General features: G+C 59.8%; 23 protein-coding genes. 12 read left to right on the top strand and 11 right to left on the bottom strand.

Features of this window, described 5'->3' with window-relative positions; translation table 11 throughout:
* Genes E2F50_RS16575 through ccmA form a run of 3 tightly spaced genes read right to left on the bottom strand, consistent with a single transcriptional unit; the run spans position 1 to position 2151 of the window.
* On the bottom strand, positions 1-759 hold the full coding sequence (locus E2F50_RS16575; RefSeq protein WP_133317292.1) for a heme ABC transporter permease: 759 nt from the start codon (positions 757-759) through the stop codon (positions 1-3).
* A 44-nt stretch (positions 760-803) separates the two neighbouring features.
* Positions 804-1463, bottom strand: a complete 660-nt coding sequence (gene ccmB / locus E2F50_RS16580) for a heme exporter protein CcmB (RefSeq protein WP_133317293.1) — start codon at positions 1461-1463, stop codon at positions 804-806.
* A gap of 43 nt (positions 1464-1506) precedes the next feature.
* Positions 1507-2151, bottom strand: a complete 645-nt coding sequence (ccmA, locus tag E2F50_RS16585; RefSeq protein ID WP_133317294.1) for a heme ABC exporter ATP-binding protein CcmA — start codon at positions 2149-2151, stop codon at positions 1507-1509.
* Between the two features lie 269 nt (positions 2152-2420).
* Between ccmA and acnA the strand changes: the two genes are divergently transcribed.
* From acnA to E2F50_RS16605, 4 genes are all read left to right on the top strand, one after another.
* Complete coding sequence (acnA, locus tag E2F50_RS16590) at positions 2421-5114, top strand: aconitate hydratase AcnA (protein WP_133317295.1); 2694 nt, start codon at positions 2421-2423, stop codon at positions 5112-5114.
* A 111-nt stretch (positions 5115-5225) separates the two neighbouring features.
* A complete protein-coding gene (locus E2F50_RS16595) occupies positions 5226-5963 on the top strand; it encodes a sulfite exporter TauE/SafE family protein (protein WP_202615470.1) in 738 nt (245 codons plus the stop codon).
* A gap of 185 nt (positions 5964-6148) precedes the next feature.
* Positions 6149-6898 carry a DUF1223 domain-containing protein gene (locus tag E2F50_RS16600; RefSeq protein ID WP_133317296.1) on the top strand — a complete coding sequence of 250 codons (750 nt, stop codon included), beginning with the start codon at positions 6149-6151 and terminating at the stop codon, positions 6896-6898.
* A 263-nt stretch (positions 6899-7161) separates the two neighbouring features.
* A complete protein-coding gene (locus E2F50_RS16605) occupies positions 7162-7551 on the top strand; it encodes a DUF2794 domain-containing protein (protein ID WP_133317297.1) in 390 nt (129 codons plus the stop codon).
* 4 nt (positions 7552-7555) lie between these two features.
* Here E2F50_RS16605 and E2F50_RS16610 read toward each other — a convergent pair whose 3' ends face one another.
* The 4 genes from E2F50_RS16610 to E2F50_RS16625 all read right to left on the bottom strand — a co-directional run bounded on the left by E2F50_RS16610 (position 7556) and on the right by E2F50_RS16625 (position 12446).
* Entirely contained in the window at positions 7556-8113 is a 558-nt protein-coding gene (locus E2F50_RS16610; protein ID WP_133317298.1) for a GNAT family N-acetyltransferase, read from the bottom strand.
* 105 nt (positions 8114-8218) lie between these two features.
* Positions 8219-8965, bottom strand: coding sequence for a Bax inhibitor-1/YccA family protein (locus E2F50_RS16615; RefSeq protein ID WP_133317299.1), 747 nt, complete (start codon positions 8963-8965; stop codon positions 8219-8221).
* A 230-nt stretch (positions 8966-9195) separates the two neighbouring features.
* Positions 9196-11739, bottom strand: a complete 2544-nt coding sequence (locus E2F50_RS16620; protein ID WP_133317300.1) for an ABC transporter permease — start codon at positions 11737-11739, stop codon at positions 9196-9198.
* Positions 11736-12446, bottom strand: coding sequence for an ABC transporter ATP-binding protein (locus E2F50_RS16625; RefSeq protein WP_133317301.1), 711 nt, complete (start codon positions 12444-12446; stop codon positions 11736-11738). Before E2F50_RS16625 ends, E2F50_RS16620 begins: the two co-directional genes overlap by 4 nt.
* 77 nt (positions 12447-12523) lie before the next feature.
* Between E2F50_RS16625 and E2F50_RS16630 the strand changes: the two genes are divergently transcribed.
* The 4 genes from E2F50_RS16630 (at position 12524) to E2F50_RS16645 (ending at position 14620) form a co-directional block, all read left to right on the top strand.
* Positions 12524-13174, top strand: coding sequence for an arylesterase (locus E2F50_RS16630; RefSeq protein WP_133317302.1), 651 nt, complete (start codon positions 12524-12526; stop codon positions 13172-13174).
* A gap of 66 nt (positions 13175-13240) precedes the next feature.
* Positions 13241-13831 (top strand): RNA 2',3'-cyclic phosphodiesterase, encoded by a 591-nt coding sequence (gene thpR / locus E2F50_RS16635; protein WP_133317303.1) that lies wholly within the window; start codon positions 13241-13243, stop codon positions 13829-13831.
* Between the two features lie 5 nt (positions 13832-13836).
* Positions 13837-14139: a 4a-hydroxytetrahydrobiopterin dehydratase gene (locus E2F50_RS16640; RefSeq protein WP_133317304.1), complete on the top strand. Its 303-nt coding sequence runs from the start codon at positions 13837-13839 to the stop codon at positions 14137-14139.
* Between the two features lie 58 nt (positions 14140-14197).
* Positions 14198-14620, top strand: coding sequence for a YkvA family protein (locus E2F50_RS16645; RefSeq protein WP_133317305.1), 423 nt, complete (start codon positions 14198-14200; stop codon positions 14618-14620).
* On the opposite strand, the gene E2F50_RS16650 is transcribed toward E2F50_RS16645, so the two are convergent.
* Complete coding sequence (locus tag E2F50_RS16650) at positions 14606-15172, bottom strand: sigma-70 family RNA polymerase sigma factor (protein ID WP_133317306.1); 567 nt, start codon at positions 15170-15172, stop codon at positions 14606-14608. The genes E2F50_RS16645 and E2F50_RS16650 overlap by 15 nt on opposite strands.
* A 322-nt stretch (positions 15173-15494) precedes the next feature.
* Here E2F50_RS16650 and E2F50_RS16655 point away from each other — a divergent pair, with 322 nt between their 5' ends.
* Positions 15495-15998 (top strand): invasion associated locus B family protein, encoded by a 504-nt coding sequence (locus E2F50_RS16655; RefSeq protein ID WP_133317307.1) that lies wholly within the window; start codon positions 15495-15497, stop codon positions 15996-15998.
* Between the two features lie 218 nt (positions 15999-16216).
* Positions 16217-17458: a dual-specificity RNA methyltransferase RlmN gene (gene rlmN / locus E2F50_RS16660; RefSeq protein WP_133317308.1), complete on the top strand. Its 1242-nt coding sequence runs from the start codon at positions 16217-16219 to the stop codon at positions 17456-17458.
* Positions 17459-17481: 23 nt separating this feature from the next.
* Here rlmN and E2F50_RS16665 read toward each other — a convergent pair whose 3' ends face one another.
* Both E2F50_RS16665 and E2F50_RS16670 read right to left on the bottom strand, forming a co-directional pair.
* Positions 17482-18123, bottom strand: coding sequence for a LysE family translocator (locus E2F50_RS16665; RefSeq protein ID WP_133317309.1), 642 nt, complete (start codon positions 18121-18123; stop codon positions 17482-17484).
* Between the two features lie 64 nt (positions 18124-18187).
* Entirely contained in the window at positions 18188-19045 is an 858-nt protein-coding gene (locus E2F50_RS16670; RefSeq protein ID WP_133317310.1) for an SDR family NAD(P)-dependent oxidoreductase, read from the bottom strand.
* Between the two features lie 334 nt (positions 19046-19379).
* On the opposite strand from E2F50_RS16670, the gene E2F50_RS16675 reads away from it, so the two are divergent.
* Positions 19380-20603 (top strand): argininosuccinate synthase, encoded by a 1224-nt coding sequence (locus E2F50_RS16675; RefSeq protein WP_133317311.1) that lies wholly within the window; start codon positions 19380-19382, stop codon positions 20601-20603.
* 50 nt (positions 20604-20653) lie between these two features.
* Here E2F50_RS16675 and E2F50_RS16680 read toward each other — a convergent pair whose 3' ends face one another.
* On the bottom strand, positions 20654-21829 hold the full coding sequence (locus E2F50_RS16680) for a multidrug effflux MFS transporter (RefSeq protein WP_133317453.1): 1176 nt from the start codon (positions 21827-21829) through the stop codon (positions 20654-20656).
* A 350-nt stretch (positions 21830-22179) separates the two neighbouring features.
* Here E2F50_RS16680 and E2F50_RS16685 point away from each other — a divergent pair, with 350 nt between their 5' ends.
* On the top strand, positions 22180-24267 hold the full coding sequence (locus tag E2F50_RS16685; RefSeq protein ID WP_133317312.1) for a M3 family metallopeptidase: 2088 nt from the start codon (positions 22180-22182) through the stop codon (positions 24265-24267).
* Positions 24268-24367: the final 100 nt, after the last annotated feature.

The raw sequence follows: 24367 nt of genomic DNA on the forward strand, positions 1-24367 counted from the left end.
TCAGGCCTCCCGGCTCGCCAGTCGAGCAGCCAGGCGCCGCTGCGCCGCCACCCGCCTGCGCCAGATCTCGTTGCGGATCGCTATGATATGCAGGGTGAAGAAGAGAAGCGTGAAGGCCAGTGCCATGATCAGCAGCGGCCAAAGGAATTCCTTGTCCAAAGTCGGGCCGCCCATGCGGATGACGCTGGCCGGCTGGTGCAGCGTGTTCCACCAGTCCACGGAGAACTTGATGATCGGAATGTTGACGAAGCCGACAAGAATGAGGACGGCAGAGACCCGCGCCGCCTTGGACGGATCGTCCATCGCCCGGTTCAAGGCGATCAGGCCGAGATACATCAGGAAAAGCACGAAAACCGAAGTGAGGCGGGCATCCCAGACCCACCAAGTCCCCCACATGGGCTTGCCCCAAAGCGAGCCGGTGGCAAGTGCGACAAAGGTAAAGGCTGCGCCCAAGGGTGCGGCGGCCTTGTGCGAGACGTCGGCCAGGGGATGCCGCCACACCAGCGTGCCGATCGCTGATAGGGCCATGACCGTGTAGCACATCATCGAAAGCCAGGCTGCCGGCACGTGGATATACATGATGCGAACAGTGGCGCCCTGCTGATAATCGCCTTCGGTTGTAAAGCTCAGATAGAGCCCGATCATGAAAAGCGCCGCCGTCACGCCGGCAAGCCAAGGAAGGACGCGGCCGGCCAAGGCCAGAAAACGAGTTGGATTGGCAAGCTCGCTGATTTTCGTGATGGCAATACTGTCCGACATGGGAGGCCTTCTACTCGACTGCAGCAAAGCTGTCCTGGTTCTAGTCAATCGCTGGCACTTCTTAAAGCCAGTGCGGCGCCGAGAGGGCCGAGAACCGCAAAAAACATCGTGATCGCCAAGAGTATCAGGAATGGCGGCATGAATGGGGCAGGATCTTCCACCGCCGCATAGCTGACGCTGACGCCAAAGATCAGTACCGGAATAGCCAGCGGCAGAACGAGGATCGACACCAGCAGGCCGCCGCGCGGAAGGGCAACCGCGACCGCCGCTCCGACGGCTCCAATGAAAGTCAAGGCCGGCGTTCCAACCAGCAGGGTCAGCATCGTGGCGCCGATCGCCACCTCGCTCATGTTCATGAAGAGCCCAAGCAATGGCGAGGCGATGACCAGGGGAAGGCCGTTGCCCAGCCAGTGAGCCACGCATTTGACGAAGACGGTCAGCACCAGCGGATGCTCCTGCATCAACAGGAGATCGAGAGAGCCGTCGTCACGATCGGTCTGGAACAGACGGTCAAGTCCGAGCAGGGCCGACAAAAGCGCGCCGATCCACACGATTGCCGGGCCGATGCGGGACAGGAGGTTGAGGTCCGGCCCAACGCCGAACGGGATGACCGCAACGACCGTCATGAAGAACAGCACGCCGATCAAGGCGCCGCCGCCGGCGCGCACGGAAAGCTTCAGGTCGCGGAGCAGGAGGGCGATCATTGTGGGGCGCCTCGCATCTGGGGCTCAATGCCGGGCAGCACGATCACCATCTTTCCTCCGCCACAGCCGCGAAGCCCTTCATTTGCAGCTCCTTCACCGATTCCAGCGCGAGCGGCTGGTGGGTTGCGGCAAGCAGGATCCCGCCGCTGCTCAGATGGTGGCGGATCAGGCCGCCGAAAATGTCCTCCGCCTTCACGTCGAGCGCCGCGGTCGGCTCGTCGAGTATCCAGACGGGCCGGTAAGCCACCAGCAGCTTGGCGAAGGCGATGCGGCGCTGCTGGCCGGCGGAGAGGTAGCCGAAGGGCAGATGGGTGATGCCGCCAAGGCCGACGGCTTCCGCGGCCTGGGTAACAGGCAGCCCCTTGCCGCCCTCGAAATCTCCGAGGAAGCTTTTCCAGAAGGACAGGTTTTCCCAAACGGAGAGTTCGGCCTTCATCGCATTGCGATGCCCGAGATAGTGACAGGCTTCTGCCAGCTTGACCCCGGAAGCGACGTCCGGCCCCGTCAAGGCGACATGACCAGTTTCCGGGCGCAGAAAGCCGGCGACGACGCGCAGCAACGTCGACTTGCCAGAGCCATTGGGACCCGTCAGGACAAGCGCCTGGCCGGCATCGAGCGAGAAAGAAATGTCCTGGAAAAGAAGATCTTCGCCGCGCCTTGCGCCCAGGTTCTCGGCTGTCAGTCGCATGGCGGGGCCTTCGTTAAGATTTTAATCATCCAGATGCTAAAAAAATATCCAAAATCCAGGTTTCTTTGTCTGGAACGCTTCTTAGAAATTATCTATAAGCTTCGCAACCACGCCAGCGGCCGGCGTGATTTCCATATGGCGCCGAACCTGAAGACAAAATCTTCTCGTGCGGACAGCGGAAATGGTCGTACCCGCATCCTGATGTGCATGAAGTGCATAGGCGTCCGCACGCGCGTGTTGGCTCTTAATATCAGCGGGGTACACTATCCGTGGCTAAATCTCTCGACAGCTTCAATTGTCGTTCCGTCCTTACCGTAGGCGGTAAGGACTATGTTTATTACAGTCTGCCCAAGGCGGAAGCCAACGGTCTTGCGGGTGTCTCCAAGCTTCCCTTCTCCATGAAGGTCCTGCTGGAAAACCTGCTTCGTTTCGAAGACGGCAAGTCCGTCACGAAGGAACAGATCATCTCCGTTGCAGAATGGCTGAACAACAAGGGCGTGGCCGAGGCCGAGATCGCTTATCGTCCCGCCCGCGTGCTGATGCAGGACTTCACCGGCGTTCCCGCCGTTGTCGACTTGGCGGCCATGCGTGACGGTATCAAGGCGCTTGGCGGCGATCCGGAGAAGATCAATCCGCTCGTCCCCGTCGATCTCGTTATCGACCACTCGGTCATCGTCGACGAATTCGGTACGCCGACCGCCTTTGCCCGCAATGTGGAGCTGGAATACGAACGCAACGGCGAGCGTTACCGCTTCCTGAAATGGGGCCAGCAGGCCTTCAAGAACTTCCGCGTCGTACCGCCCGGCACCGGCATCTGTCACCAGGTCAACCTCGAATATCTCGGCCAGACGGTGTGGACGAAGGATGAAGACGGCGAAACCGTTGCCTATCCCGACACCTGCGTCGGTACCGATTCGCATACGACGATGATCAACGGCCTGGGCGTTCTCGGCTGGGGTGTCGGCGGCATCGAGGCGGAAGCCTCCATGCTCGGCCAGCCGGTCTCGATGCTGCTGCCTGAGGTTATCGGCTTCAAGCTCACCGGCAAGCTGAAGGAAGGCGTCACCGCGACCGACCTCGTGCTCACCGTCGTGCAGATGCTGCGCAAGAAGGGCGTCGTTTCGAAGTTCGTCGAATTCTTCGGCCCCGGCATGGACAACATGCCGCTCGCGGACCGCGCGACGATCGGCAATATGGGCCCGGAATACGGCGCGACCTGCGGCTTCTTCCCGGTCGATGGCGAAACCATCAACTACCTCACCATGTCGGGCCGCACGCATGAGCGGATTGCGCTTGTCGAAGCCTATTCCAAGGCTCAAGGCATGTGGCGCGAAGGCGACGGTTCCGACCTCGTCTTCACGGACACGCTTGAACTTGATCTTGGCGACGTCGTGCCGTCAATGGCTGGTCCGAAGCGTCCGGAAGGCCGTATCGCGCTCGAAAACATTGCGGCTGGTTTCGCCGGCTCCATGGATGCCGACTACAAGAAGCCCGGTCAGCTCGATAGCCGCTACCCGGTCGAAGGCACCGATTTCGATCTCGGCCATGGCGACGTGGCGATTGCCGCCATCACGTCGTGCACCAACACGTCCAACCCGTCGGTGCTGATTGCTGCCGGCCTTCTCGCCCGCAATGCGGTGGCCAAGGGTCTGAAGACCAAGCCTTGGGTGAAGACCTCGCTGGCGCCTGGATCGCAGGTGGTCGGCGAATACCTTGCCAAGTCCGGCCTGCAGGCCGATCTCGACAAGCTCGGCTTCAACCTCGTCGGTTTCGGCTGCACGACCTGCATCGGCAATTCCGGTCCACTGCCGGCGCCGATCTCGAAGACGATCAACGACAAGGGCCTGATCGTTTCGGGCGTCCTTTCGGGCAACCGAAATTTCGAAGGCCGCATCTCCCCGGATGTGCAGGCGAACTACCTGGCTTCGCCGCCGCTGGTTGTTGCCTATGCGCTGGCCGGGAGCGTCCAGAAGGACCTGACATCCGAGCCGATCGGCGAAGATCAGCAGGGCAACCCCGTCTATCTCAACGATATTTGGCCCACTTCACATGAAGTGCAGGAATTCATTCTGAAATACGTCACGCGCGAACTCTACGAGAGCAAGTATGCGGACGTCTTCAAGGGTGACGAGAACTGGCAGGCGGTCAAGATTCCGGAAGGCGACACCTATGCCTGGGACGACGACTCGACCTATGTCCAGAACCCGCCTTACTTCGTCGGCATGGGCAAGACAGGCACCGGCCTGAAGGACATCAAGGGCGCCCGCGTGCTTGGCCTCTTCGGCGACAAGATCACCACCGACCACATTTCTCCGGCCGGTTCGATCAAGGCGGCATCGCCAGCCGGCGCCTATCTCACCGAGCATGGGGTCGGTGTTGCTGACTTCAACCAGTACGGCACGCGTCGTGGCAATCATGAAGTCATGATGCGCGGCACTTTTGCCAATATCCGCATCCGCAACCACATGCTCGGCCCGAACGGCAAGGAAGGTGGCTACACCTTCCACTATCCGTCAAAGGAAGAGATGTCGATCTACGACGCGGCCATGAAGTACAAGGAAGAAGGCACGCCGCTGGTCATCTTCGCCGGCGTCGAATACGGCAACGGTTCGTCGCGTGACTGGGCTGCCAAGGGCACCAACCTGCTGGGCGTCAAGGCGGTCATCGCGCAGTCCTTCGAGCGTATCCACCGCTCGAACCTGGTCGGCATGGGCGTCGTTCCGTTCGTCTTCGAAGAAGGCACGACCTGGGCCAGCCTCGGCCTCAAGGGCGATGAGACCGTCGAGATCCTCGGACTCGAAGGCGACATCAAGCCGCGCGAATGGAAGACTGCCAAGATCACCTATGGCGACGGCACGGTGAAGGAGATCAACATCCTTTGCCGCATCGATACGCTCGACGAGGTGATCTACATGAACAATGGCGGTATCCTGCAGACCGTTCTGCGCGACCTGGCCGCCTAACTTAGCCATATCGCCCGCCGGACCTGTTCCGGCGGGCGATATTCTTTGTCACCGCATGTCCGTATCCCGAAGCGCCTTGGTTTCCGCGGCATGTTCTAAAGGTCCATTGCCTTGGCTGTCGTCCTTCTCCTCGGAATGGCCGTCACCGTTTTCCTGACCTCGCTGCTTTCGGGAATTTTCGGGATGGCAGGCGGCCTGATCCTGCTCTGGGTGCTGCTTTTTCTTTATCCCGTCGGCACCGCCATCGCGATCCACGGCGTCATCCAGATGGTGTCCAACGGATCCCGCGCCTGGTTTTCGCGCGCCTACGTAGACTACAAGATCCTCGGCATTCTTTGCCTCGGGGTCTGCACCTCAGCCGCTCTTCTGTTCTTCATCGCCTATACGCCCAACCTGATCGTCGTCCTGATCGGGGTCGGGCTGATGCCGATTCTGGTATGGCTGCCTGTCAAGCGGCTGCAGCTCGATGCATCACGACCTTTGCATGCCTTCCTCGGCGGGCTGCTGTCCGGAGCGCTGACCATCAGTGTTGGGGTCGCCGGCCCTACCGTTGATATCTTCTTCATCCGCACCCAGATGGACCGCCGCAAGATCATTGCTACCAAGGCGTCGATCCAGACCCTTTCTCACGCCACCAAGATCGTCTTCTACTGGGATGCCGCCTCAAGCCTGCCGGTTCAGGACTGGATGTCCCTGCTGGTTGCGGTGCCTGTTGCCGTCCTTGGGGCGCGGGCCGGAACCGGGATTCTGCAGAAGATGACGGATGCCAATTTTCGCGCTTGGACCCGCTGGATCGTGACGGGCGTCGGTGCGGTTTATCTGACGCAAGGTGTACTGGAACTAATTTGAAAGGCGCTGTGGGGTTACCTCCGGTCCGGCCACGCTCGCGAAGCCCATCACTTATCCGGTCCTCACCCCTTCGTTACTTCCGATTGAAGCTTTTGGCCGGTTAGTTTCGGCCCTCCGGGCGTTAAGGCCTTGATCATCTCGCGAGTCATCGTGGATAACAGATAAACCGATATAAGGTCAGCTCAATGCCTTTGCCTGTTCGTGCCGTTTTCATTCTTGCCAGCCTGCTCATCGCGGATGGGGTGCTGGCGGGCGAATCGCGGACACCGAAGGGCGTGGTCGAGCTTTTCACATCGCAGGGCTGTTCGTCCTGCCCGCCCGCCGATGCAACCTTCGGAGAACTGGTGGCGCAAGGCGATGTCGTCGCTCTCTCATATCATGTTGATTACTGGAACTATCTCGGCTGGGCCGATACCTTGAGCTCGAAGGAAAATACCGAACGGCAGTATGGCTATGCCAAGACCATGGGCCGCAGCGGGGTTTACACGCCGCAGGCGGTCATCAATGGCCGCGACCATGTCAAAGGCACAGATCTTTCAGGCATCAACGGCAAAGTTGAGAGCCTGCGCCAGAATGGCCAGGGCCTGAACATTCCCGTGACTGCGGCCATGCGCGGCGACGAGATCGAGATCGAGATCGGCGAAGGCCAGGGGGAAGCGGAAGTCGTGGTGGCCTATTTCACCAAGCGCCAGCAGATCGAGGTGACCAAGGGCGAAAACAGCGGCAAGCACATGGATTATTGGCACAGCGTCTATGACGTTCAGTCCGTCGGCATGTGGAACGGCAAGAGCATGAAACTGACACTGCCCGGCAAGATCATGGGCAAGTCGAAAAAGGACGGCTGCGCTATCCTGCTGCAGGCTTCCGGTCCGAGCGGCGAACCCGCAGCCATATTGGGCGCAACCGTATTAATGGCCGGCCGAAAGAAAAATTGACTGTGAGCGCTGCCGTAAGGTTGGCGGCCCGGCCCGAGACATTGGGGGGCTGGGGGTAAGGGTCAATGCAACGAACCGGACCATATGGCGCTAAAAACGCGCCAACCAACGCTGAGAGAATCGCTGAAAATTCGGGCGCGGTTTTGTTCGAAATAGGGCGAGATTAAAAACTCTGCGCCAGTCTCGCATGTGGTCTTCGGGGTTGCATTTTAAGGTGGCTCGGGCAAACTGTCACAGGTCTGACATTTACGACTGGAGCATTAATGACTGATCAGCCTGATTTGTCAGGAGGCGAGGCAAGCCAGGATGCAGGCGTGCTCGTCAATCTCAGCGAATACCGCCAGGGCCGCGATCCTGCACCGATCACCTTTCATCGTCAAGAGCTGGACGCGATCTTGTGGATCTATGGCCGCATGGTGGGAGAAGGCGAATGGAAAGACTATGCGATCGACCACCTGAAGGATCGGGCCGTCTTCTCCATCTTCAAGCGGTCGGGCGAACTGCCGCTCTTCCGGATCGAGAAGAACCCGAAGCTTGCCGGGAAACAGGGCGCCTATTGCGTGTTGAACACGCATGGCACCGTCTTGAAGCGCGGCCATGAATTACCGCAGGTCCTCAAGGTCTTCAACAAGGTGTTGAAGCTGATCAAATAGGCAGTCATCCCGCGAAGATCGAGCCGGGATACGCCGTCGGATCAGGTGCCGTGCCGGTGCCTTCGCCCAAGGCGATTTGCATGATGGCGGTATCCAGCCAGCGGCCGTGCTTGAAGCCGGTGCCTTTCAGCGTTCCGGTGAGCTCGAAGCCGAGGCTCTGGTGCAAGCCGACCGAAGCGGGACTGGCGCCGCCGATTACGGCGACCATCTGCCGGAAGCCCAGCTTTTCACACCGCACCAGCAGTTCCTTCAGGAGCGCCTTGCCTAGCCCGCGGCCCTGCGCTGCCGGCGCAAGATAGATGGAATCCTCGACAAGCCACCGATAGGCCGGCCTGGTCCGGAAGGCAGAAGCATACGCGTAGCCGAGCACAGCTCCCGCATCGTCTTCGGCGACGATATAGGGATAGCCTTTTCCTTTGATCGCCTCAAAGCGGGCGGTCATTTCCGTTTCTTCGGGAGGAGTGATTTCGTAGCTCGCCACGCCGTTCAACACGCTTTCGCGGTAGATTTCTGTGATGACGGGAAGATCGGAGGGAAGTGCATCGCGAAGGCTGAATGTCATGGCGGCACATCGATTGGAGTGATGCGCAAGCCTATGTTGCACCGCAGCTGCGAGCAATAAAAAAGGCGACCCGGAGGCCGCCTTTCCCATTCGGATCCTGCCTTATCAGTTGTTGCGGTTGCCCATGAACTGCAGCAGGAAGGTGAAGAGGTTGATGAAGTCGAGGTAAAGCGTCAGAGCGCCCATGATCGCCTTGCGGCCCATGACGGCGACGTCGTCGGCATCATAGTACATTTCCTTGATCTTCTGCGTGTCGTAGGCGGTCAGGCCGGCAAAGATCAGCACGCCGATTGCTGAAATGGCAAAGCCAAGTGCGGACGAAGCCAGGAAGATGTTGACCAGCGAGGCGATGATCAGGCCGAACAGACCCATGATCAGGAACGAGCCCATGCCCGATAGGCTTCTCTTCGTCGTATAGCCGTAGAGCGACAGAGCGCCGAAGGAAGCTGCGGTGATGAAGAAGGTCTGGACGATGCTCTGACCGGTAAAGATCAGGAAGATCGACGAGAGCGACAGACCCATCAGCGCGGCATAACCCCAGAAGGTGGCCTGGGCGGCTGCAACGCTCATCGAGTTGATACGGAAGCTCAGGAAGAAGACCACGGCCAGCGGAGCCAGCATTACCACCCAGCGCAGCGGGCTGGTGTAAAGAAGCTGTCCGAACGGCGTGAGCTGTCCATCCGCTACTGCCATCTGCCAAGTCAGGAAGGCCGCTACGCCGGTGATCGCCAGTCCGAGTGCCATCAGGTTGTAGACCTTCAGCATGTAGGCGCGCAGGCCCTCATCGATCATCCCACCAGACTGGGCGCGGGCCTGCGCCGTCCGGTTCTGGTAGTTGTTGAAGTCAGCCATTGTTTCCTCTTTGAGCTCCGGAATTGGTCACGGTGTCGGGTCCTTTTATTAGAACCTGGGCGCCGCTGCGGAGCTTCAGCAAGCTGCCGTTAAATATGATGCGAGACCGTTACACATACAAGAGGTGTAACGCCTGAAAAGCGCACCCGCCTGGAACCGCGAATACGCCGAAAGATCATCAGGTTGATGCTGCTTACCCGGCGCCGCCGTTCAATAGACTGTGAGCCGCATCACAGCTCGCGCAGCACCGGCGCCGCCTTCTGGCCCAAGATGCGCCAAGTGCCCGCAAGCCCTATCCCCACCGTCAGCAGCAGGGAGGCCGCCAAGGTGACGATCGCCACGTCGGGGAGGAAGGTTGAGGGCAGTTTCATGATCCTGCTGACTACGAACCAGGCCGAAACGCCGCCTGCAAAAAGCGCAAACACGGCGGTGGCGGCGCCGAGTATCATATATTCGTAGCTGAAGGCGCGGATCAGCATGTTGCGCGTGGCACCCAGCGTCTTGAGGATGATGGCATCATGGGTGCGCGCACGGTTGCCGGCGGCAAGCGCTCCGGAAAGAACCAGAACAGAGGCAATGAGCGCGACGGCTGCCGCCGCACGGATGGCGGTCGCCAGCTGGCCGATGAGCTGGTCGACGATGCTGATCGCGTCCTTGACGCGGACGCTGGTGATCGTCGGGTAAGCATTGGTAACGGCCCGCAAGATCTGCGCTTCCTGCTGGGCCGTCGCGGCCGGATCGCTCAAGGTGGCGAGCCAGGCATGCGGCGCCCCGCGGAAGGTGTTCGGTGAGAAGACCATCACGAAATTGATGGAAAGCGATTCCCATTCGACCTTGCGGAAATTGGCGATCCGCGCGGTGATGTTGCGGCCAAGCACGTTGACTGTCACCGTATCGCCGAGCTTGAGGCCAAGCTCGCTGGCCTCCTCGGCTGAAAAGGAGACAGAAGGTTCCCCCGAATAGTCCGCCGGCCACCATTTACCCTCAGTCACTATCGAGCGTTCCGGAAGCTTTTCTTCATAGGTGATGCCGCGATCTCCGCGCAGCACCCATCGACCGGCCGGAGGAACATTCATCTGCGCCACATCCTTGCCGTTGAAGGCGAGGATCCGGCCACGCAGCATGGGGACCTGAGTCACCACGCCCTTGGGCGATTGCTGCTTGAGGATGCTGACAAAGCCTTCGCGCTCCGGCCCCTGAATGTCGACAAAGAAAAAGTTCGGGGCCTTGTCAGCAATATTGCCGGTCAGTTGACGGCGCATATTGCCATCGATCAGCGCCAGCGTGACCAGCAGCGCAAGGCCGAGGCCGAGAGACAGCACGACGGATGGCGTCAGCGCACCTGGACGATGGATATTGGCTATGGCCAGCCTCAGCGCCGGCGAGTTGACGCGCGGGCTTCTGCGGGCAATGGCCGAAATCAGCGCCGCCACGAGCCGAAGCAGGATGAAGGCACCGGCAACGGCGGCCAGGAAGACCGACGCAACGAATCGGTCTTCGGCCGAGAAGATCGCAAGAGCCGCCAGGGCTGTCAGCGCCAGCCCGGCCGCGAGCAGGTATGGCCATGACGGCAGCCGTGCCGCATCGAAGCTTTGTTCGCGGAAGAGAGCCGTTGCCGGCACTTCGCGTGCATGGCCGAGAGGCAGAACGGCGAAAGCAAAGGTAATCAGCAGCCCGAACAGGGCAGCGACCGCCAGAGCCGAGGGATAGAAGGTGACTTCCTTGGGAACGGGCAGGACGCCTTCCAGGAACTGTAGCGCGATGAAGGGCGCTGCAGCACCTATCGCCACGCCTATCGTGATACCGATAATGGCAAGCATCATGATCTGAATGAGATAGATCTGCGTCACCACGGCGGCTGGTGCGCCAAGGCATTTAAAGGTGGCGATCGTCGTACGCTTGGCATCCAGGAAGGCGCGTACGGCATTGGCCACCCCGACCCCACCGACAATCAGTGCCGTCAGCCCGACCAGGGTCAGGAACTGGGAAAACCGATCGACATTTTCAGCCAGCGATGGCGCAGCACGGTCGCTCGTGCGGACCGACCAGCCGGCGCTTGGAAATTCGCTGTTGGCGCGGGCAGTAAGGGCGGAACGGTTGGCAGGATCCTTCAGGCGTATCTTGTAGGCGTGCTCGACAAGGCTGCCGGTGGAGACCAGGCCGGAGGCCGCCAGTGCATCGCGGCTGAGCAGCAGCCGGGGCGCAAAACCAAAACCGTCCGAAAGTGAATCTGGCTCGTTGATAATGGTGCCATTCAGGATGATCCTGGCATTGCCCAGAAGCAGTTCATCGCCCTGTTTCAGACCCAGGCGCTCCAGAAGCAATGGCGCAACGACAGCGCCGAAAGTCTCGCCTCGTTTACCCAAGAGTTCCGCAAGCGGCTTGTCCGGCTCCGCCTTGAAGCTTCCGTAGAGCGGATAGGCGCCATCAACGGCTTTGACCTCGACCAGGGCCTGATCGCTTCCGTCAGGCTTTCTCGCCATGGACCGCAGGCCGGTCGTGACGGACACCTGGCCCAGAGAATCCAGAAAGCTTCGCTCCTGCTGGCTCGCTTCCCGATTGTTCAGCTCGAGGCGGATGTCGCCCGCCAGGATTTCCTGACCCTGGCCTGCAATCGCTTCCGTGATCGAGCGCGAAACCGAATTTACCGCGGCAATCGCCCCTGTGCCAAGCGCAATGCAGGCAAGAAATATATAGAAGCCGCTCAATCCGCCGCGCATTTCCCTCAGGGCAAGGCGAAAGGAGATCGAAAGGCGGGAAACGGCCAGACTCATGCGGGTACCGCCTGCGCCGACACATGGCCGGCACCGTCCGAGACAATCTCGCCCGAACGGACCCGGATCTGACGGGAGCAGCGAGCAGCCAGGGCATTGTCGTGGGTGACGAGCAGCATGGTCATGCCCCGTTCGGCCTGTTTGGCGAATAAAAGATCGGCGATCTGCCGGCCCGTTTCCGTGTCAAGATTTCCCGTCGGTTCGTCGGCAATCAGGACGGAAGGCGAGGGGGCCAGCGCCCTGGCAATGGCAACGCGCTGCTGCTCGCCTCCCGACAGCTGGCCCGGATAATGATTGAGCCTTTCGCCGAGGCCGACCGCCGTCAGTTCCGCCTTGGCGATGTCGAAAGCATCCCTGACATTCGCCAGCTCGAGCGGCACGGCGACATTCTCGAGCGCGGTCATGTTGGCGATGAGATGAAAGGATTGAAAGACGATGCCGATATTCTTTCCGCGGAAGTCGGCCAGTGCGTCCTCCGAGAGGCTGTGAAGCGGCGCATCGTTGATGATGATCTCTCCGCTATCCAGCCGCTCCAGCCCGGCGAGCACCATGAGCAGCGTCGACTTGCCGGAGCCCGATGGGCCGACGATGCCAACTGCTTCTCCCGCCTGGATGTCGAGATCGATCCCTTTGAGAACATGCACCCTAGCCGCCACATTACCGAGCGTTAGATCGGCCTTCTTCAGGGTGATGATGGTTTTAGTCAAAGGGAACCTTCCTATATTGGCCGTAGAAGCGAAAGCCGATGCCGCAATGCGGTAGCGCCAGATCTAGGAGACCGATCGTGAGTTTTAAAGCAAGCCTGCTTCACTTCATCGTCATGTCGGCGCTTTCGTTGGCGGCGCTCCCGGCGGCGGCGCAGGAGCGTGCCGTGCAACTGGTCGGGTTCGGAGACAGCCTGATGGCCGGCTACCAACTTGCGCCATCGGAATCCTACACGGCACAGCTTGAAGCGGCCCTGAAAGCAAAGGGCAGAAGCGTCGTCGTCACCAATGCGGGCGTGTCCGGCGATACGACGACCGGCGGCCTATCGCGCATCGACTGGTCGGTGCCGGACGGAACCGACGGTGTCATTCTCGAGCTGGGCGCCAATGACGCACTGCGCGGCATTGCTCCCGAACAATCGGAAAAGAACCTGGACGCGATGATCACCCGGTTGAAGGCACGCGGCATTGCCGTCTTTCTAGCCGGCATGCTGGCCCCTCCGAATATGGGCAGCGAATACGGGCAGCGGTTCAACCCGATCTACCAAAAGCTTGCTGAGAAGCATGGCATTCCGCTCTATCCGTTCTTCTTAGACGGCGTCACAACCGTTGCCGACCTTCAGCTTTCGGACGGCATGCATCCCAATCCCCAAGGCGTGGCGACCATGGTCGAGAGGTCGCTACCGGCAGTCGAAACCTTCTTGGGGGACATCCAAGCGAAGCGAAAATAACAGCTTGCACGGAACTCCGCGGCATGATCCGCTGTTAGCACCTGCAATAGATTCGAGGAGGTCCCTGTGCCGAGACTTTTCACCGCCCTCGAAGTTCCGCGCAATGTAGCTATGAGCCTTTCGCTGCTGCGCGGCGGCCTGCCCGGTGCACGTTGGATCGATGTGGAGAACTACCACATCACTCTGCGCTTCATCGGCGACGTCGATGGCCGTACGGCGGACGAAATCGTCGACCGGCTGGACAGGATCGAGCGGCCGGAATTCCAGACGGCACTGACGAGCATAGGATCCTTTGGATCGAAAAAACCCCATTCCGTCTGGGCCGGCGTTGCACCTTCGCCCGAGATGCATTCGTTGCAGGCGGAGATTGAACGGATATGCCAGCGCATCGGACTGCCGCCCGATCCGCGCAAATTCACGCCGCATGTGACGCTGGCCAGGCTGAAGCACTGCCGGCTTGACGATGTCGTGCACTACCTTTCCGGTCGCGGTAATTTTTATACGGCACCTTTTGCCGTTTCCCGTTTTGTCTTGATGTCTTCCAAGGAATCGGTCGGCGGCGGGCCTTATCTGACGGAAGAGATCTTCCCGCTGCGGGAAACGAATTACGGCTATGCCCATGACGGCGACATGGCCGTGGCGAAAGGCTTCCTGTAAGGATCATGACTTACGAAAAGCTGGATCAGGCGGCTGTTCAAAACCAGTTGTCGACACTCGACGGGTGGCAGCTTGGAGAAGCCGGCGACAGGATCTCCAGGTCATTCAAATTCAAGAACTTCGCCGAGGCCTTCGCCTTCATGACCGAGTGCGCGCTGAAAGCCGAGAAGCTGGATCATCATCCGGACTGGTCCAACAGCTATTCCACGGTCGACGTGACGCTTACAACCCATGTCGCCAACAGCCTGACCGACCGGGACTTCAAACTGGCGCGCGCCATGGACAAGGCTTTCTCCCGCCGTATTTGAACTTCATGGTGGAAGCTCCCAAATTCAATCACATCAGTGTTCAGCAGACGGAGCGAGCATGGACGAGGTGAAGATCGGCGAGATTTTGCTGCCCGGCGACGAGCAGACGCAGGAGCGCCGAGAGAAGAGCATCCGGGCGCGGTTCTGGCCAACACTCAAGCGGGCCGTTCGTCGCGTACCCTTCACCCGGGACCTTGTTGCTGCCTATTACTGCGCACTGGACCCACAAACGCCGGCAAGGGTGCGTGGCCTGCTTCTGGCGGCACTCGCTTATTTCGTCATGCCGTTCGACGTTCTGCCCGACATCTTCGCGCTGGTTGGCTTCACCGATGATGTGGCGGTGCTGGCGGCTGCCCTCCGTCTCATTCAGGGTTATATTGCAGACCGCCACTACGATGCAGCCGACCGGCACCTTGCCGATCATCCCGACATCGCTGCCGAAGCTTCTGCCGATGGTGCCGCTCCGTCAGGACGGGGATGAGGGCTCCTGCAGGGCGCGACGCAGCCGCTCGAAAGCGAGCCGGATGCGGGACTTGACCGTTCCGAGCGGCAATCCGGTCGAGGCAGCTATCTGCGAATGCGACTGACCGAGGAAATAGGCTGCCTGAACCAGCGTCATCTGATCGTCCGGAATTTCGGCTAGAGCCTGGCGGACCCGGGCATCCCGCTCCTCGCTTTCCAGCAGCGTGTCAACGCCCGGCACGTCCAGCGGATGCAAGAGGGGCTCGTGTCCGTTCAGATGTCGATTGCTTGCTCGGCGCCTGGCGTCGATCTGGCGGTTGCGGGCGATGCGGAACAGCCAGGTCGAAAGAGAAGACCGGGCTGGGTCATAAAGAGCGGCCCGGTGCCAGAGCACGGCCATCACCTCCTGCACCAGTTCTTCGGCCTCGTCCGCATTCAGGCCGCGCTTCAGCAGCCAGGACTTCAAACGCGGCGCAAAGTGATCGAAAAGCATGGTGAATGCCGCCTGATCACGTTGCTCGGCCACTGCCTTCGTCAAGCGGGCGAAGTGGTCTTTTTCGTTCCGGTGCATCTACCTGCAAAGGCTTTCTGGTGAAGCTGCGCTATTTTCGTCCATTCTAATGTCAAGAAAGGAGTTTCGGGAAGAACAAACTCCTGCCTAAATCCTTGTGTCACTGCTGGCACGAGAACAAAAAGTCACTGCTGAACAAGGTGTCTTGGAGACAGGCCTCGGGCCGGTCACGCGGATGTGACGACGCTTGACGCATTCCGCAGTTGGGACAACGGGTGTTGACGCTTTAGTAACCAGAGTTAAGTCAAAATGAACCAACTATGACCAGGGCTGACAAGGCGCGCCAGCCCAGGCACCTCAATACCAAAATTGGCAGGAGACCATGTCTGTAAGAACAGTTGCAATCGCCCTGGCACTCACGGTCGTAAGTGCCGGCCTCGCTTCCGCCCAGACGCCGAACCGCATCCAGCAGTTCAAGGCGTGGGGGGCCTATTCATACAAGTCTGGAGCCAGCACGGTCTGCTACGTTCTTTCGGTTCCGACCACCAAGGAGCCGGCGAGCGTCGACCACGGTGATATCTTCTTCATCGTTTCCCAGCGCCCGGGTCAGAACATCTCCTACGAGCCGCAGGCGATGATGGGCTATACGATGCAGGCCAATTCCAAGGTGACGGTGACGATCGACAACAAGAACTTCACCATGTTTACCAAGGACAAAGCAGCCTGGGTGGAAAATGCTGCGGAAGAGCCGGCACTGGTTGCGGCCATGAAGACGGGTCACAATATGACCGTCAATGCGGTGTCGGGCCGCGGCACCAAGACCACCTATGCCTATAATCTGCAGGGTGTTTCCGCGGCTCTGAAGCAGGTCGAGTCCTGCAAATAAGATCGTCGACGGCAAGAGTTTGAAGAGGCTGGTCAGGGACCGGCCTTCTCCTGTTTGCAAAGTATGGTGACGCCGCACCGATTTGATGATAAAGCCCGCCTCGACAATGGTCCGACGCCCTGGTGCCTTTTGGACCAATACAGGTTTCACGCACAGACATGCCCTGGTCTTTCCGTTCCGAGAGAACGGAAGAAGGTCATGCGTTGATGGGATGTAGAATGGCAGTCTCCGAAGCTTTGGCGCCCGTCGCCATCAAGGCGCCGCTTGTGGCGAATCCGGATCTCTTTACGGCAAAGCCGTCGCTGATCGGCTTGACGCGCGAAATGATGGCCGATGCGCTGAAGGAAAAGGGTGTACCGGAAAAGCAGGTGCGCATGCGCGTCAGCCAGCTGTGGCACTGGCTGTACATCCGCGGCGTTTCCGACTTCGACGCGATGACGAATGTCGCCAAGGACATGCGGGAAATGCTGAAGCAGCATTTCACCATTGCCCGCCCAGAGATCGTCGAGGAACAGATCTCCAATGACGGTACGCGCAAATGGCTGCTGCGGTTTCCGCCGCGCGGCGCCGGCCGCCCCGTCGAGATCGAGACGGTCTATATTCCGGAAGAAGGCCGCGGCACGCTGTGCATTTCCAGCCAGGTCGGCTGTTCGCTGACCTGTTCCTTCTGCCATACGGGCACGCAGCGCCTGGTGCGCAATCTGACGGCCGAGGAAATTCTGGCGCAGCTTTTGCTGGCCCGTGATCGGCTCGGCGACTTTCCCGGCACTGATACGCCGCCGGGCGCTTTCGTACCGACGGGAGAGCGCAAGGTCACCAATATCGTGATGATGGGCATGGGCGAGCCGCTCTACAATTTCGAAAGCGTCAAGACCGCTCTGCTGATCGCCACCGATGGCGACGGGCTGTCCCTGTCGAGACGCCGGGTGACGCTGTCCACGTCAGGTGTGGTGCCGGAAATCTACCGAACCGGCGAAGAGATCGGTGTGATGCTGGCGATTTCGTTGCATGCGGTTCGCGACGAACTGCGTGACATGCTGGTGCCGATCAACAAGAAATATCCGCTGAAGGAATTGATCGAGGCCTGCCGCAACTATCCTGGCCTTTCCAACGCGCGTCGCATCACCTTCGAATATGTGATGCTGAAGGACGTCAATGACAGCCTGGAGGATGCGAAAGCGCTGATCCAGCTGCTCAAAGGCGTGCCAGCGAAGATCAACCTGATCCCGTTCAACCCGTGGCCGGGCACCAATTACCAGTGCTCCGACTGGGCGCAGATCGAGAAGTTCGCCGACTTCATCAACCAAGCCGGCTATGCCTCACCGATCCGCACGCCGCGTGGTCGCGATATTCTCGCGGCCTGCGGCCAGCTGAAGTCGGAATCCGAGCGTATGCGCAAGACCGAGCGCCTCGCTTTCGAAGCGATGATGATTGCCGGGCACGGCGAAGACGACGACTGATAGTGAGGCCTTGGCCGTGCGTCTCATCGTGCCTGCGTGAGGAAGATTTTCGCCGCGAAGACGGAAAAGACGCCGGCAATGGTGTAGTCAAGGCCCCGCAAAACCCGTCGATTGGCCTGCAACCAGGCCGAAAGATGATCGGCCGCCAGAACTGCGACGATATTCACTGGCATGCCGATGACGATGAAATAGATTCCGAGGAAGATTAGCTTGGCCGTCACATCCGGGTCGCCTGCGGTGACGAATTGCGGCAGGAAGGTCATGAAGAAGATGATGACCTTCGGATTGAGAATATTCACCCAGAAGCCGACCGACATATTGGCAAGAGCGCTGCTCTTGCGAACGTCCACCTTCTGCACCGAAAGGCTTGATCCGAAGCGGACCGCCTGGATCGCCAGCCATAGGAGATAAGCGGCCCCGCCCGTCTTGAGGATGAAAAAGGCAGTCGGAGAGGCGGTGATCAGCGCGGAAATCCCAAAAGCGACCAATAGCGTATGGCAGACGACGCCGAGGCTGGTTCCCAGCACGACAAACATAGCGGGGCCGCGTCCCTGCCCCAAGGCCCGGCTGATCGACAGGGTCATGTCAGGTCCCGGCGTCAGCGCCAGAAGAAGAGCCGCAGCTGTAAAGGCAAGCAGCGTAGCAAGGCTTGGCAGGAATTCCATGAACATGCTCGTTTACCGGGTTGGATAATCCTCATTATCCGGCTTTGGCACGTCTGCCAATGGATCAGCGGTTTGAAATAAACTGCTTAGAGGCTTCGGCGAAATTCGGGTGCCAACGGGAAAGTGGGGGCCGGTTCTCGATGATGTCGCCCATCGCCCAGGCCATGCGGCGTTCGTCCGTGGCCCGATCCACGTCGTTATCGGGGCAGAGAATATAGAAGTCGCCTCGCTCGATGCTCGTCACCATGAATTCCACCGTCTGTTCCGGCGTCCAGGCACCGGCCGGCTTCTCGATCCGGTCGCCTTTCGTCAGTCCCGTGAAGACGAAGCCGGGGATCAGCAGATGCGCCGAGACCTGGCAGTTCGGCGTATTGCGCAGTTCATGCTGCAGAGCTTCTGTAAAAGCCTTCACGCCTGCCTTGGCAACATTATAGGCCGGATCACCCGGTGGCGTCGTGATACCCTGCTTGGAACCAGTGTTGATGATCAGCGCCGGTTCGCCGTGAGCGATCATGGCCGGGCCAAAGATACGGCTGCCGTAAACCACGCCCATCAGGTTGACGCCGAGCACATTGTCCCAGTTGACCTGCGGACCGAAAATGCTGCTTCCGGGCTGGATGCCGGCATTGTTCATCAGCACGTGGATCCGGCCGAAGCGCTGCAGGACTGCCCGTTCCAGTGCTTCGATTTCACCCGCTTTCGAGACGTCAGTCCCGATCGCGACGACATCGTGCCCGGCATTTTCTGCGAGCGCGGCCACTTCGCGGCAGGCCTCTGCCAATTTATCCCCTTCGAGATCGGCCAGTACGACAGACATGCCGAGCCTGGCGAACTCCTTGGCGGCGGCAAGGCCTATGCCGGATGCGGCACCGGTGACGACCGCGACATTGTCCTTCTTCAGAGCGGGATGAGCGGGGGACATGGTGATCTCCTTAGGGCGGGCTGCTGTTTCAAAGGACCGGCGGGATATGGGATGCTCACCAAAAGTTTCAACGTGACAACGAAGTCATGGCGGAGGGACTGATGGGAGAGATCAGTCTCTGGAGTCTATTCGCGCAGCAATCGACAAAGGCGAGGCCGCGTCGGAACCGCAGCCGCTGGATTTGGCGAAGTCATTGCGGGGCAGCGGGAGCGGCGCGCACTGCGATGAAATGTTTGGTTTTTCTTGCGCGGGCAAAGAATCTCGCTAAAAGTTCCGCGATCCAAGATTTTGGCGGTTTCACGACCGCCACCACTCCCAGACGGACCTTTTCGACATGGCACTCCCGAAAGACGTAAAGAAGGTCGTTCTCGCCTATTCCGGCGGTCTCGACACCTCGATCATCCTGAAATGGCTGCAGACCGAACTTGGCGCGGAAGTCGTGACCTTTACTGCCGATCTGGGCCAGGGCGAGGAGCTTGAGCCGGCCCGCAAGAAGGCGGAGATGCTCGGCATCAAGGAGATCTATATCGAGGACGTGCGCGAAGAATTCGTTCGCGATTTCGTTTTTCCGATGTTCCGTGCCAATGCCGTTTACGAGGGTGTTTACCTGCTCGGTACGTCGATCGCCCGCCCGCTGATTTCCAAGCACCTGATCGAGATCGCCAAAAAGACCGGCGCTGACGCGATTGCGCATGGCGCGACCGGCAAGGGCAACGACCAGGTTCGTTTCGAGCTCTCGGCTTACGCCCTGAACCCGGATATCAAGGTCATCGCGCCCTGGCGCGACTGGGCCTTCAAGAGCCGCACGGATCTTCTGAACTTTGCGGAACAGAACCAGATCCCGGTTGCCAAGGACAAGAAGGGCGAGGCACCGTTCTCGGTCGATGCCAATCTTCTGCACTCCTCGTCGGAGGGCAAGGTTCTGGAGGACCCGGCCGTGGAAGCGCCCGAATATGTGCATATGCGCACAATTTCGCCGGAGGCTGCGCCCGACAAGGCGACGATCATCAAGGTCGGGTTCCGCAAGGGCGATGCCTGCTCCATCAACGGCATTGAGATGTCGCCAGCCACATTGCTTGCAGAGCTGAACAACTACGGCCGCGACAACGGCATCGGTCGTCTCGACCTCGTGGAGAACCGCTATGTCGGCATGAAGTCGCGCGGCGTTTATGAGACACCCGGCGGCACGATCCTGCTGGCGGCGCACCGGGCGATCGAGAGCATCACGCTCGATCGTGGCGCCGCGCATCTCAAGGACGACCTGATGCCGCGTTATGCGGAGCTGATCTACTACGGCTTCTGGTTCTCGCCGGAGCGAGAAATGCTGCAGGCGCTGATCGACAAGAGCCAGGAGCATGTCGAGGGCGAAGTGACGCTGAAGCTCTACAAGGGCAATGTCATGGTGATCGGCCGCGAAAGCGACAAGTCGCTTTATTCCGACAAGCTCGTCACCTTCGAGGACGACCAGGGCGCTTACGACCAGAAGGACGCGGCAGGCTTCATCAAGCTCAATGCGCTGCGCCTGCGCACGCTCGCCAAGCGCAATCTCTCGAAGTAATTGGCTTTCAATTACCGAAAGGCTCGCCTCCGAAAGGATGCGGGCCTTTTCTATGGGCGCCTGCTGACGAAGCGGTAGGTAAGATAACTGCCTATCGCAATATACTCCATGGCCGGAATGATGATGCCGATCGAGGTGAGCGGCGAGGCGAAAGCGGCTGCGATCAGGCCTCCGGCAAAGCCGCCGCCCATCTGGATGAAGCCCATCAGAGCAGAAGCGGAACCAGCCATCTTCGGAAAAGGCGCGAGGCCGGCGGTAACGATATGAGGCGTGATAAACGCGATCCCGAAGGTGGAGACACCGACCGGGACCATGATGGACAGGAAGGACGGCGGAAGTAGCAGAACCGAGAGAAGCATCATCGTGCCGCCAACGCCACTGCAGACGAGCCCTATCGCGACGGATGCCGGGCCGCCCAGCCGGGTTGAGATCAGGCGCAGAAGCACGGACCCGGTAAGGTAGGAGCCGGTCTGCATCAGCATTCCGAGGCCGAACTGCGTCGGCGTCATCCCAACCACGCCGATCATCACGAATGGCAGCATGGTGCCTTGCGCATAAAGGGCGCCGATGGCGCCCCCAAGAACCAGGGAGGGAAAGAGAAAACGGGGATCTGCCAGCAACATGGCATAGGTCGATAAGAGGGTAATCGGCCTGAGGCGGCTGCGGTCCGGTACAGCGGTTTCGCGGAGAAGAAGGATGCAGCTCGTCAGGATGACAAGGCCAAACAGGATCATCAGCAGGAAGATCGACTTCCATCCAAAGGCGGAAAGCGCAAGCCCGCCCATGCTGGGCCCAAGTGCCGGCCCGATGGCCAGTATGATGCCGATCATGTTCATGATCCGCGAGGCCTCGACGCCTGTAAACTGATCGCGCACCGCCGCTCGCGCAACCGTCATGCCGACGGAGGCACCGATCCCTTGGACGAGCCTGCCGGCGAGGATCCAGTCGATGGTCGGGGCAAGCGCTGCCATCAGCGACCCGACCAGGTAGATCAGCAGAAAGCCGATGCTGGCCGACCGCCGGCCAAAGGCGTCCGAGACAGGCCCCGCCACCAGCTGCGCAACCGCAAAGCCGCCGAAGTAAAGGGAAAGGCTCAGCTTCACAGCCGCCTCGGTGGTTCCAAAGGCGTGGACAAGTTCCGGCATCGCGGGCGTGTAAATCGCCATGGACACGGGGCCGATCGCCGTCAGGAGTGCACCGAGCAGTGTGGTGCGCCGCTCGCTCATTGGCGTTGGCTTTTGGACTTCAGTGTCAGCCCTCATCTGCAGCTGCCTGAGAAGCCACCGACCAATGGCAGGTTTGAAAAGGAAGATCGAGGGCCAGGCATGTCGTAGCGCCTATCCAGGATGCGCTCGCTCAGGTGAGCCCGCAGGGCGGTGGGCTTTTCGCAAAATATCATGAGGAGGGCTTACTCTCTTCCCGGGAGCATGGAAATCGCAAACAGGTTGCTGGGCGAATTCGATCAGTTCCCGGTTTGACTGGACGTATCCCGGTTTGCTACCCATCTAAGGCGAGTGCAAAATCCGATCAGGCTCTCCTTTAGGGATAGTACCGCACCCTCTCGAAAGGCATCCCCATGACGAATCTCTCGATCAATCCCGCGCTTGCGGAATGGAATGGCCATCAGGGGCTGCCACGGTTCGATCAGGTGAAGGACGAGGATTTTGCTTCGAGCTTCGACGCCGCATTGGCTGCCCACGAAGCGGAAATCGACGCGATCGCCAATAATCCGGAAGAAGCAACATTTGCGAATACTGTCGTGGCTTTCGAGACTGCTGGAGACGAGCTTTCACGGGTGTCGGCGCTCTTCTGGAACAAGGCCGGTGCGCATACGAACGACACCATCCAGGCTCTGGAGCGCGAGATTGCACCGAAGATGTCCCGGCACTATTCCAAGATCGGCATGAATGCCATGCTTTTTGCGCGCATCGATAGTCTCTGGGAGAAACGTAACGAGCTGGACCTGACCGTCGAGCAGGAGCGCGTGCTCGAACGTCACTGGAAGGGCTTCGTACGGGCGGGCGCCAAACTGGCCAAGGCGGAGCAGGAGCGTCTAGCCGATATCAACGAAAAACTTGCCGGACTGGGTGCCAGTTTCGGTCAGAACGTCCTGGCGGACGAAAAGGCCTGGTCGCTTAAGCTTTCTGATGAGGAGGATCTCGCCGGCCTTCCCGCCTTTCTGCTGGATGCCATGCAGTCGGCCGCCCGCGAGCACGGAGAGGAGGGCGGCTATCTCGTGACGCTGTCCCGTTCAATCATCGAACCTTTTCTGACTTTTTCCACCCGCCGCGAGCTTCGCGAGCAGGCTTTCAAGGCCTGGGCGGCGCGCGGCGCCAATGGCGGCGCGACCGACAATATTGCCATCGTGCGCGAAACGCTAGCGCTGAGAGCGGAGAAGGCCAAGCTGCTGGGGTATGATAATTTCGCCGCGCTGAAGCTCGACAATACGATGGCCAAGACGCCGGACAAGGTGAATTCGCTGCTGCGCCAGGTCTGGGACAAGGCGCGCAGCAAGGCGCTGGAGGAGCAAGCGAGCCTGGAAGGCCTGATTGCGGAAGAAGGCAAGAACCATCCGGTCATGCCTTGGGACTGGCGCCATTATGCCGAAAAGCTACGCCAACGGATGTTCGACTTCTCGGAGTCCGAACTCAAGCCCTATCTGCAGCTCGAGAAGATCATCGAAGCCTGTTTCGACGTCGCTGAGCGTCTCTTCGGGATCAGGGCCATCGAGGTTAAGGATGTACCCGCTTATCATCCTGATGTGCGTGTATTCGAAATCCGCGATTCCGAGGGTAACCTCAAGGCGCTTTTCCTGGGCGACTATTTCGCACGTTCCTCCAAGCGGTCCGGCGCCTGGATGAGTTCCTTCCAATCGCAACACAGGCTGCCGACGAAGAACGGTGGCGAAGGCGAACTGCCGATCATCTACAACGTCTGCAACTTTGCGAAGCCGGCGGCGGGCAAGCCCGCCCTTCTGTCGCTCGACGATGCCCGCACCCTCTTCCACGAATTCGGCCATGCCTTGCACGGGATGCTGTCCAACGTCACCTATCCGTCCGTTTCCGGAACCGGCGTCTCGCGCGATTTCGTGGAACTGCCTTCGCAACTCTACGAACATTGGCTGACCGTTCCGGAGATCCTGGAAAAATATGCGGTGCACTACCAGACGAGCGAGCCGATGCCGAAGGCGCTGCTTGAGAAGGTCCTAGCGGCGCGGACCTTCAATGCAGGTTTCGCCACGGTGGAGTTTACCTCGTCGGCTATTGTCGACATGGCTTTCCACACGCGTGGAGCGGTTGATGATCCGATGGCGGTGCAAAGCGAGGTTCTCAGTGAACTCGGCATGCCGACCTCCATCGTCATGCGCCACGCCACACCGCATTTCCAGCACGTCTTCTCAGGCGACGGATATTCGGCTGGATACTATTCCTACATGTGGTCGGAAGTGCTGGATGCGGATGCGTTTTCAGCCTTCGAAGAAACCGGCAATGCTTTCGATCCGGTCATGGCCCGCAAGCTCAAGAACAATATCTATTCCGTCGGCGGCTCGATCGATCCTGAAGAAACTTACAAGGCTTTTCGCGGCAAGCTGCCAGACCCTATGGCGATGCTGAAGAAGAAGGGGCTGGCGATGGTTGGGGAGCTATCCGGCAGCGACGCGTAGGGCAACCGGTCTGCGGCTGGTCATTCCCGTATTTGATAACCGAATTTGAAGGCTTTTAACGGTTGCGCCAGTTCGAGCGGCGCACCATTTGGAGGTTCGT

This window comes from Rhizobium deserti, from assembly GCF_004358025.1.
Taxonomy (GTDB): Bacteria; Pseudomonadota; Alphaproteobacteria; order Rhizobiales; family Rhizobiaceae; genus Neorhizobium; species Neorhizobium deserti.

Coding starts and splice junctions, on each gene's coding strand:
- ccmB (WP_133317293.1), bottom strand. CDS start 1,463: ATGATCGCCCTCCTGCTCCGCGACCTGAAGCTTTCCGTGCGCGCCGGC.
- E2F50_RS16600 (WP_133317296.1), top strand. CDS start 6,149: ATGCCTTTGCCTGTTCGTGCCGTTTTCATTCTTGCCAGCCTGCTCATC.
- E2F50_RS16610 (WP_133317298.1), bottom strand. CDS start 8,113: ATGACATTCAGCCTTCGCGATGCACTTCCCTCCGATCTTCCCGTCATC.
- E2F50_RS16655 (WP_133317307.1), top strand. CDS start 15,495: ATGTCTGTAAGAACAGTTGCAATCGCCCTGGCACTCACGGTCGTAAGT.
- E2F50_RS16665 (WP_133317309.1), bottom strand. CDS start 18,123: ATGGAATTCCTGCCAAGCCTTGCTACGCTGCTTGCCTTTACAGCTGCG.
- E2F50_RS16680 (WP_133317453.1), bottom strand. CDS start 21,829: ATGAGCGAGCGGCGCACCACACTGCTCGGTGCACTCCTGACGGCGATC.
- rlmN (WP_133317308.1), top strand. CDS start 16,217: ATGGCAGTCTCCGAAGCTTTGGCGCCCGTCGCCATCAAGGCGCCGCTT.
- E2F50_RS16575 (WP_133317292.1), bottom strand. CDS start 759: ATGTCGGACAGTATTGCCATCACGAAAATCAGCGAGCTTGCCAATCCA.
- E2F50_RS16645 (WP_133317305.1), top strand. CDS start 14,198: ATGGACGAGGTGAAGATCGGCGAGATTTTGCTGCCCGGCGACGAGCAG.
- E2F50_RS16650 (WP_133317306.1), bottom strand. CDS start 15,172: ATGCACCGGAACGAAAAAGACCACTTCGCCCGCTTGACGAAGGCAGTG.
- ccmA (WP_133317294.1), bottom strand. CDS start 2,151: ATGCGACTGACAGCCGAGAACCTGGGCGCAAGGCGCGGCGAAGATCTT.
- E2F50_RS16685 (WP_133317312.1), top strand. CDS start 22,180: ATGACGAATCTCTCGATCAATCCCGCGCTTGCGGAATGGAATGGCCAT.
- E2F50_RS16620 (WP_133317300.1), bottom strand. CDS start 11,739: ATGAGTCTGGCCGTTTCCCGCCTTTCGATCTCCTTTCGCCTTGCCCTG.
- E2F50_RS16670 (WP_133317310.1), bottom strand. CDS start 19,045: ATGTCCCCCGCTCATCCCGCTCTGAAGAAGGACAATGTCGCGGTCGTC.
- E2F50_RS16640 (WP_133317304.1), top strand. CDS start 13,837: ATGACTTACGAAAAGCTGGATCAGGCGGCTGTTCAAAACCAGTTGTCG.
- E2F50_RS16675 (WP_133317311.1), top strand. CDS start 19,380: ATGGCACTCCCGAAAGACGTAAAGAAGGTCGTTCTCGCCTATTCCGGC.
- E2F50_RS16615 (WP_133317299.1), bottom strand. CDS start 8,965: ATGGCTGACTTCAACAACTACCAGAACCGGACGGCGCAGGCCCGCGCC.
- E2F50_RS16605 (WP_133317297.1), top strand. CDS start 7,162: ATGACTGATCAGCCTGATTTGTCAGGAGGCGAGGCAAGCCAGGATGCA.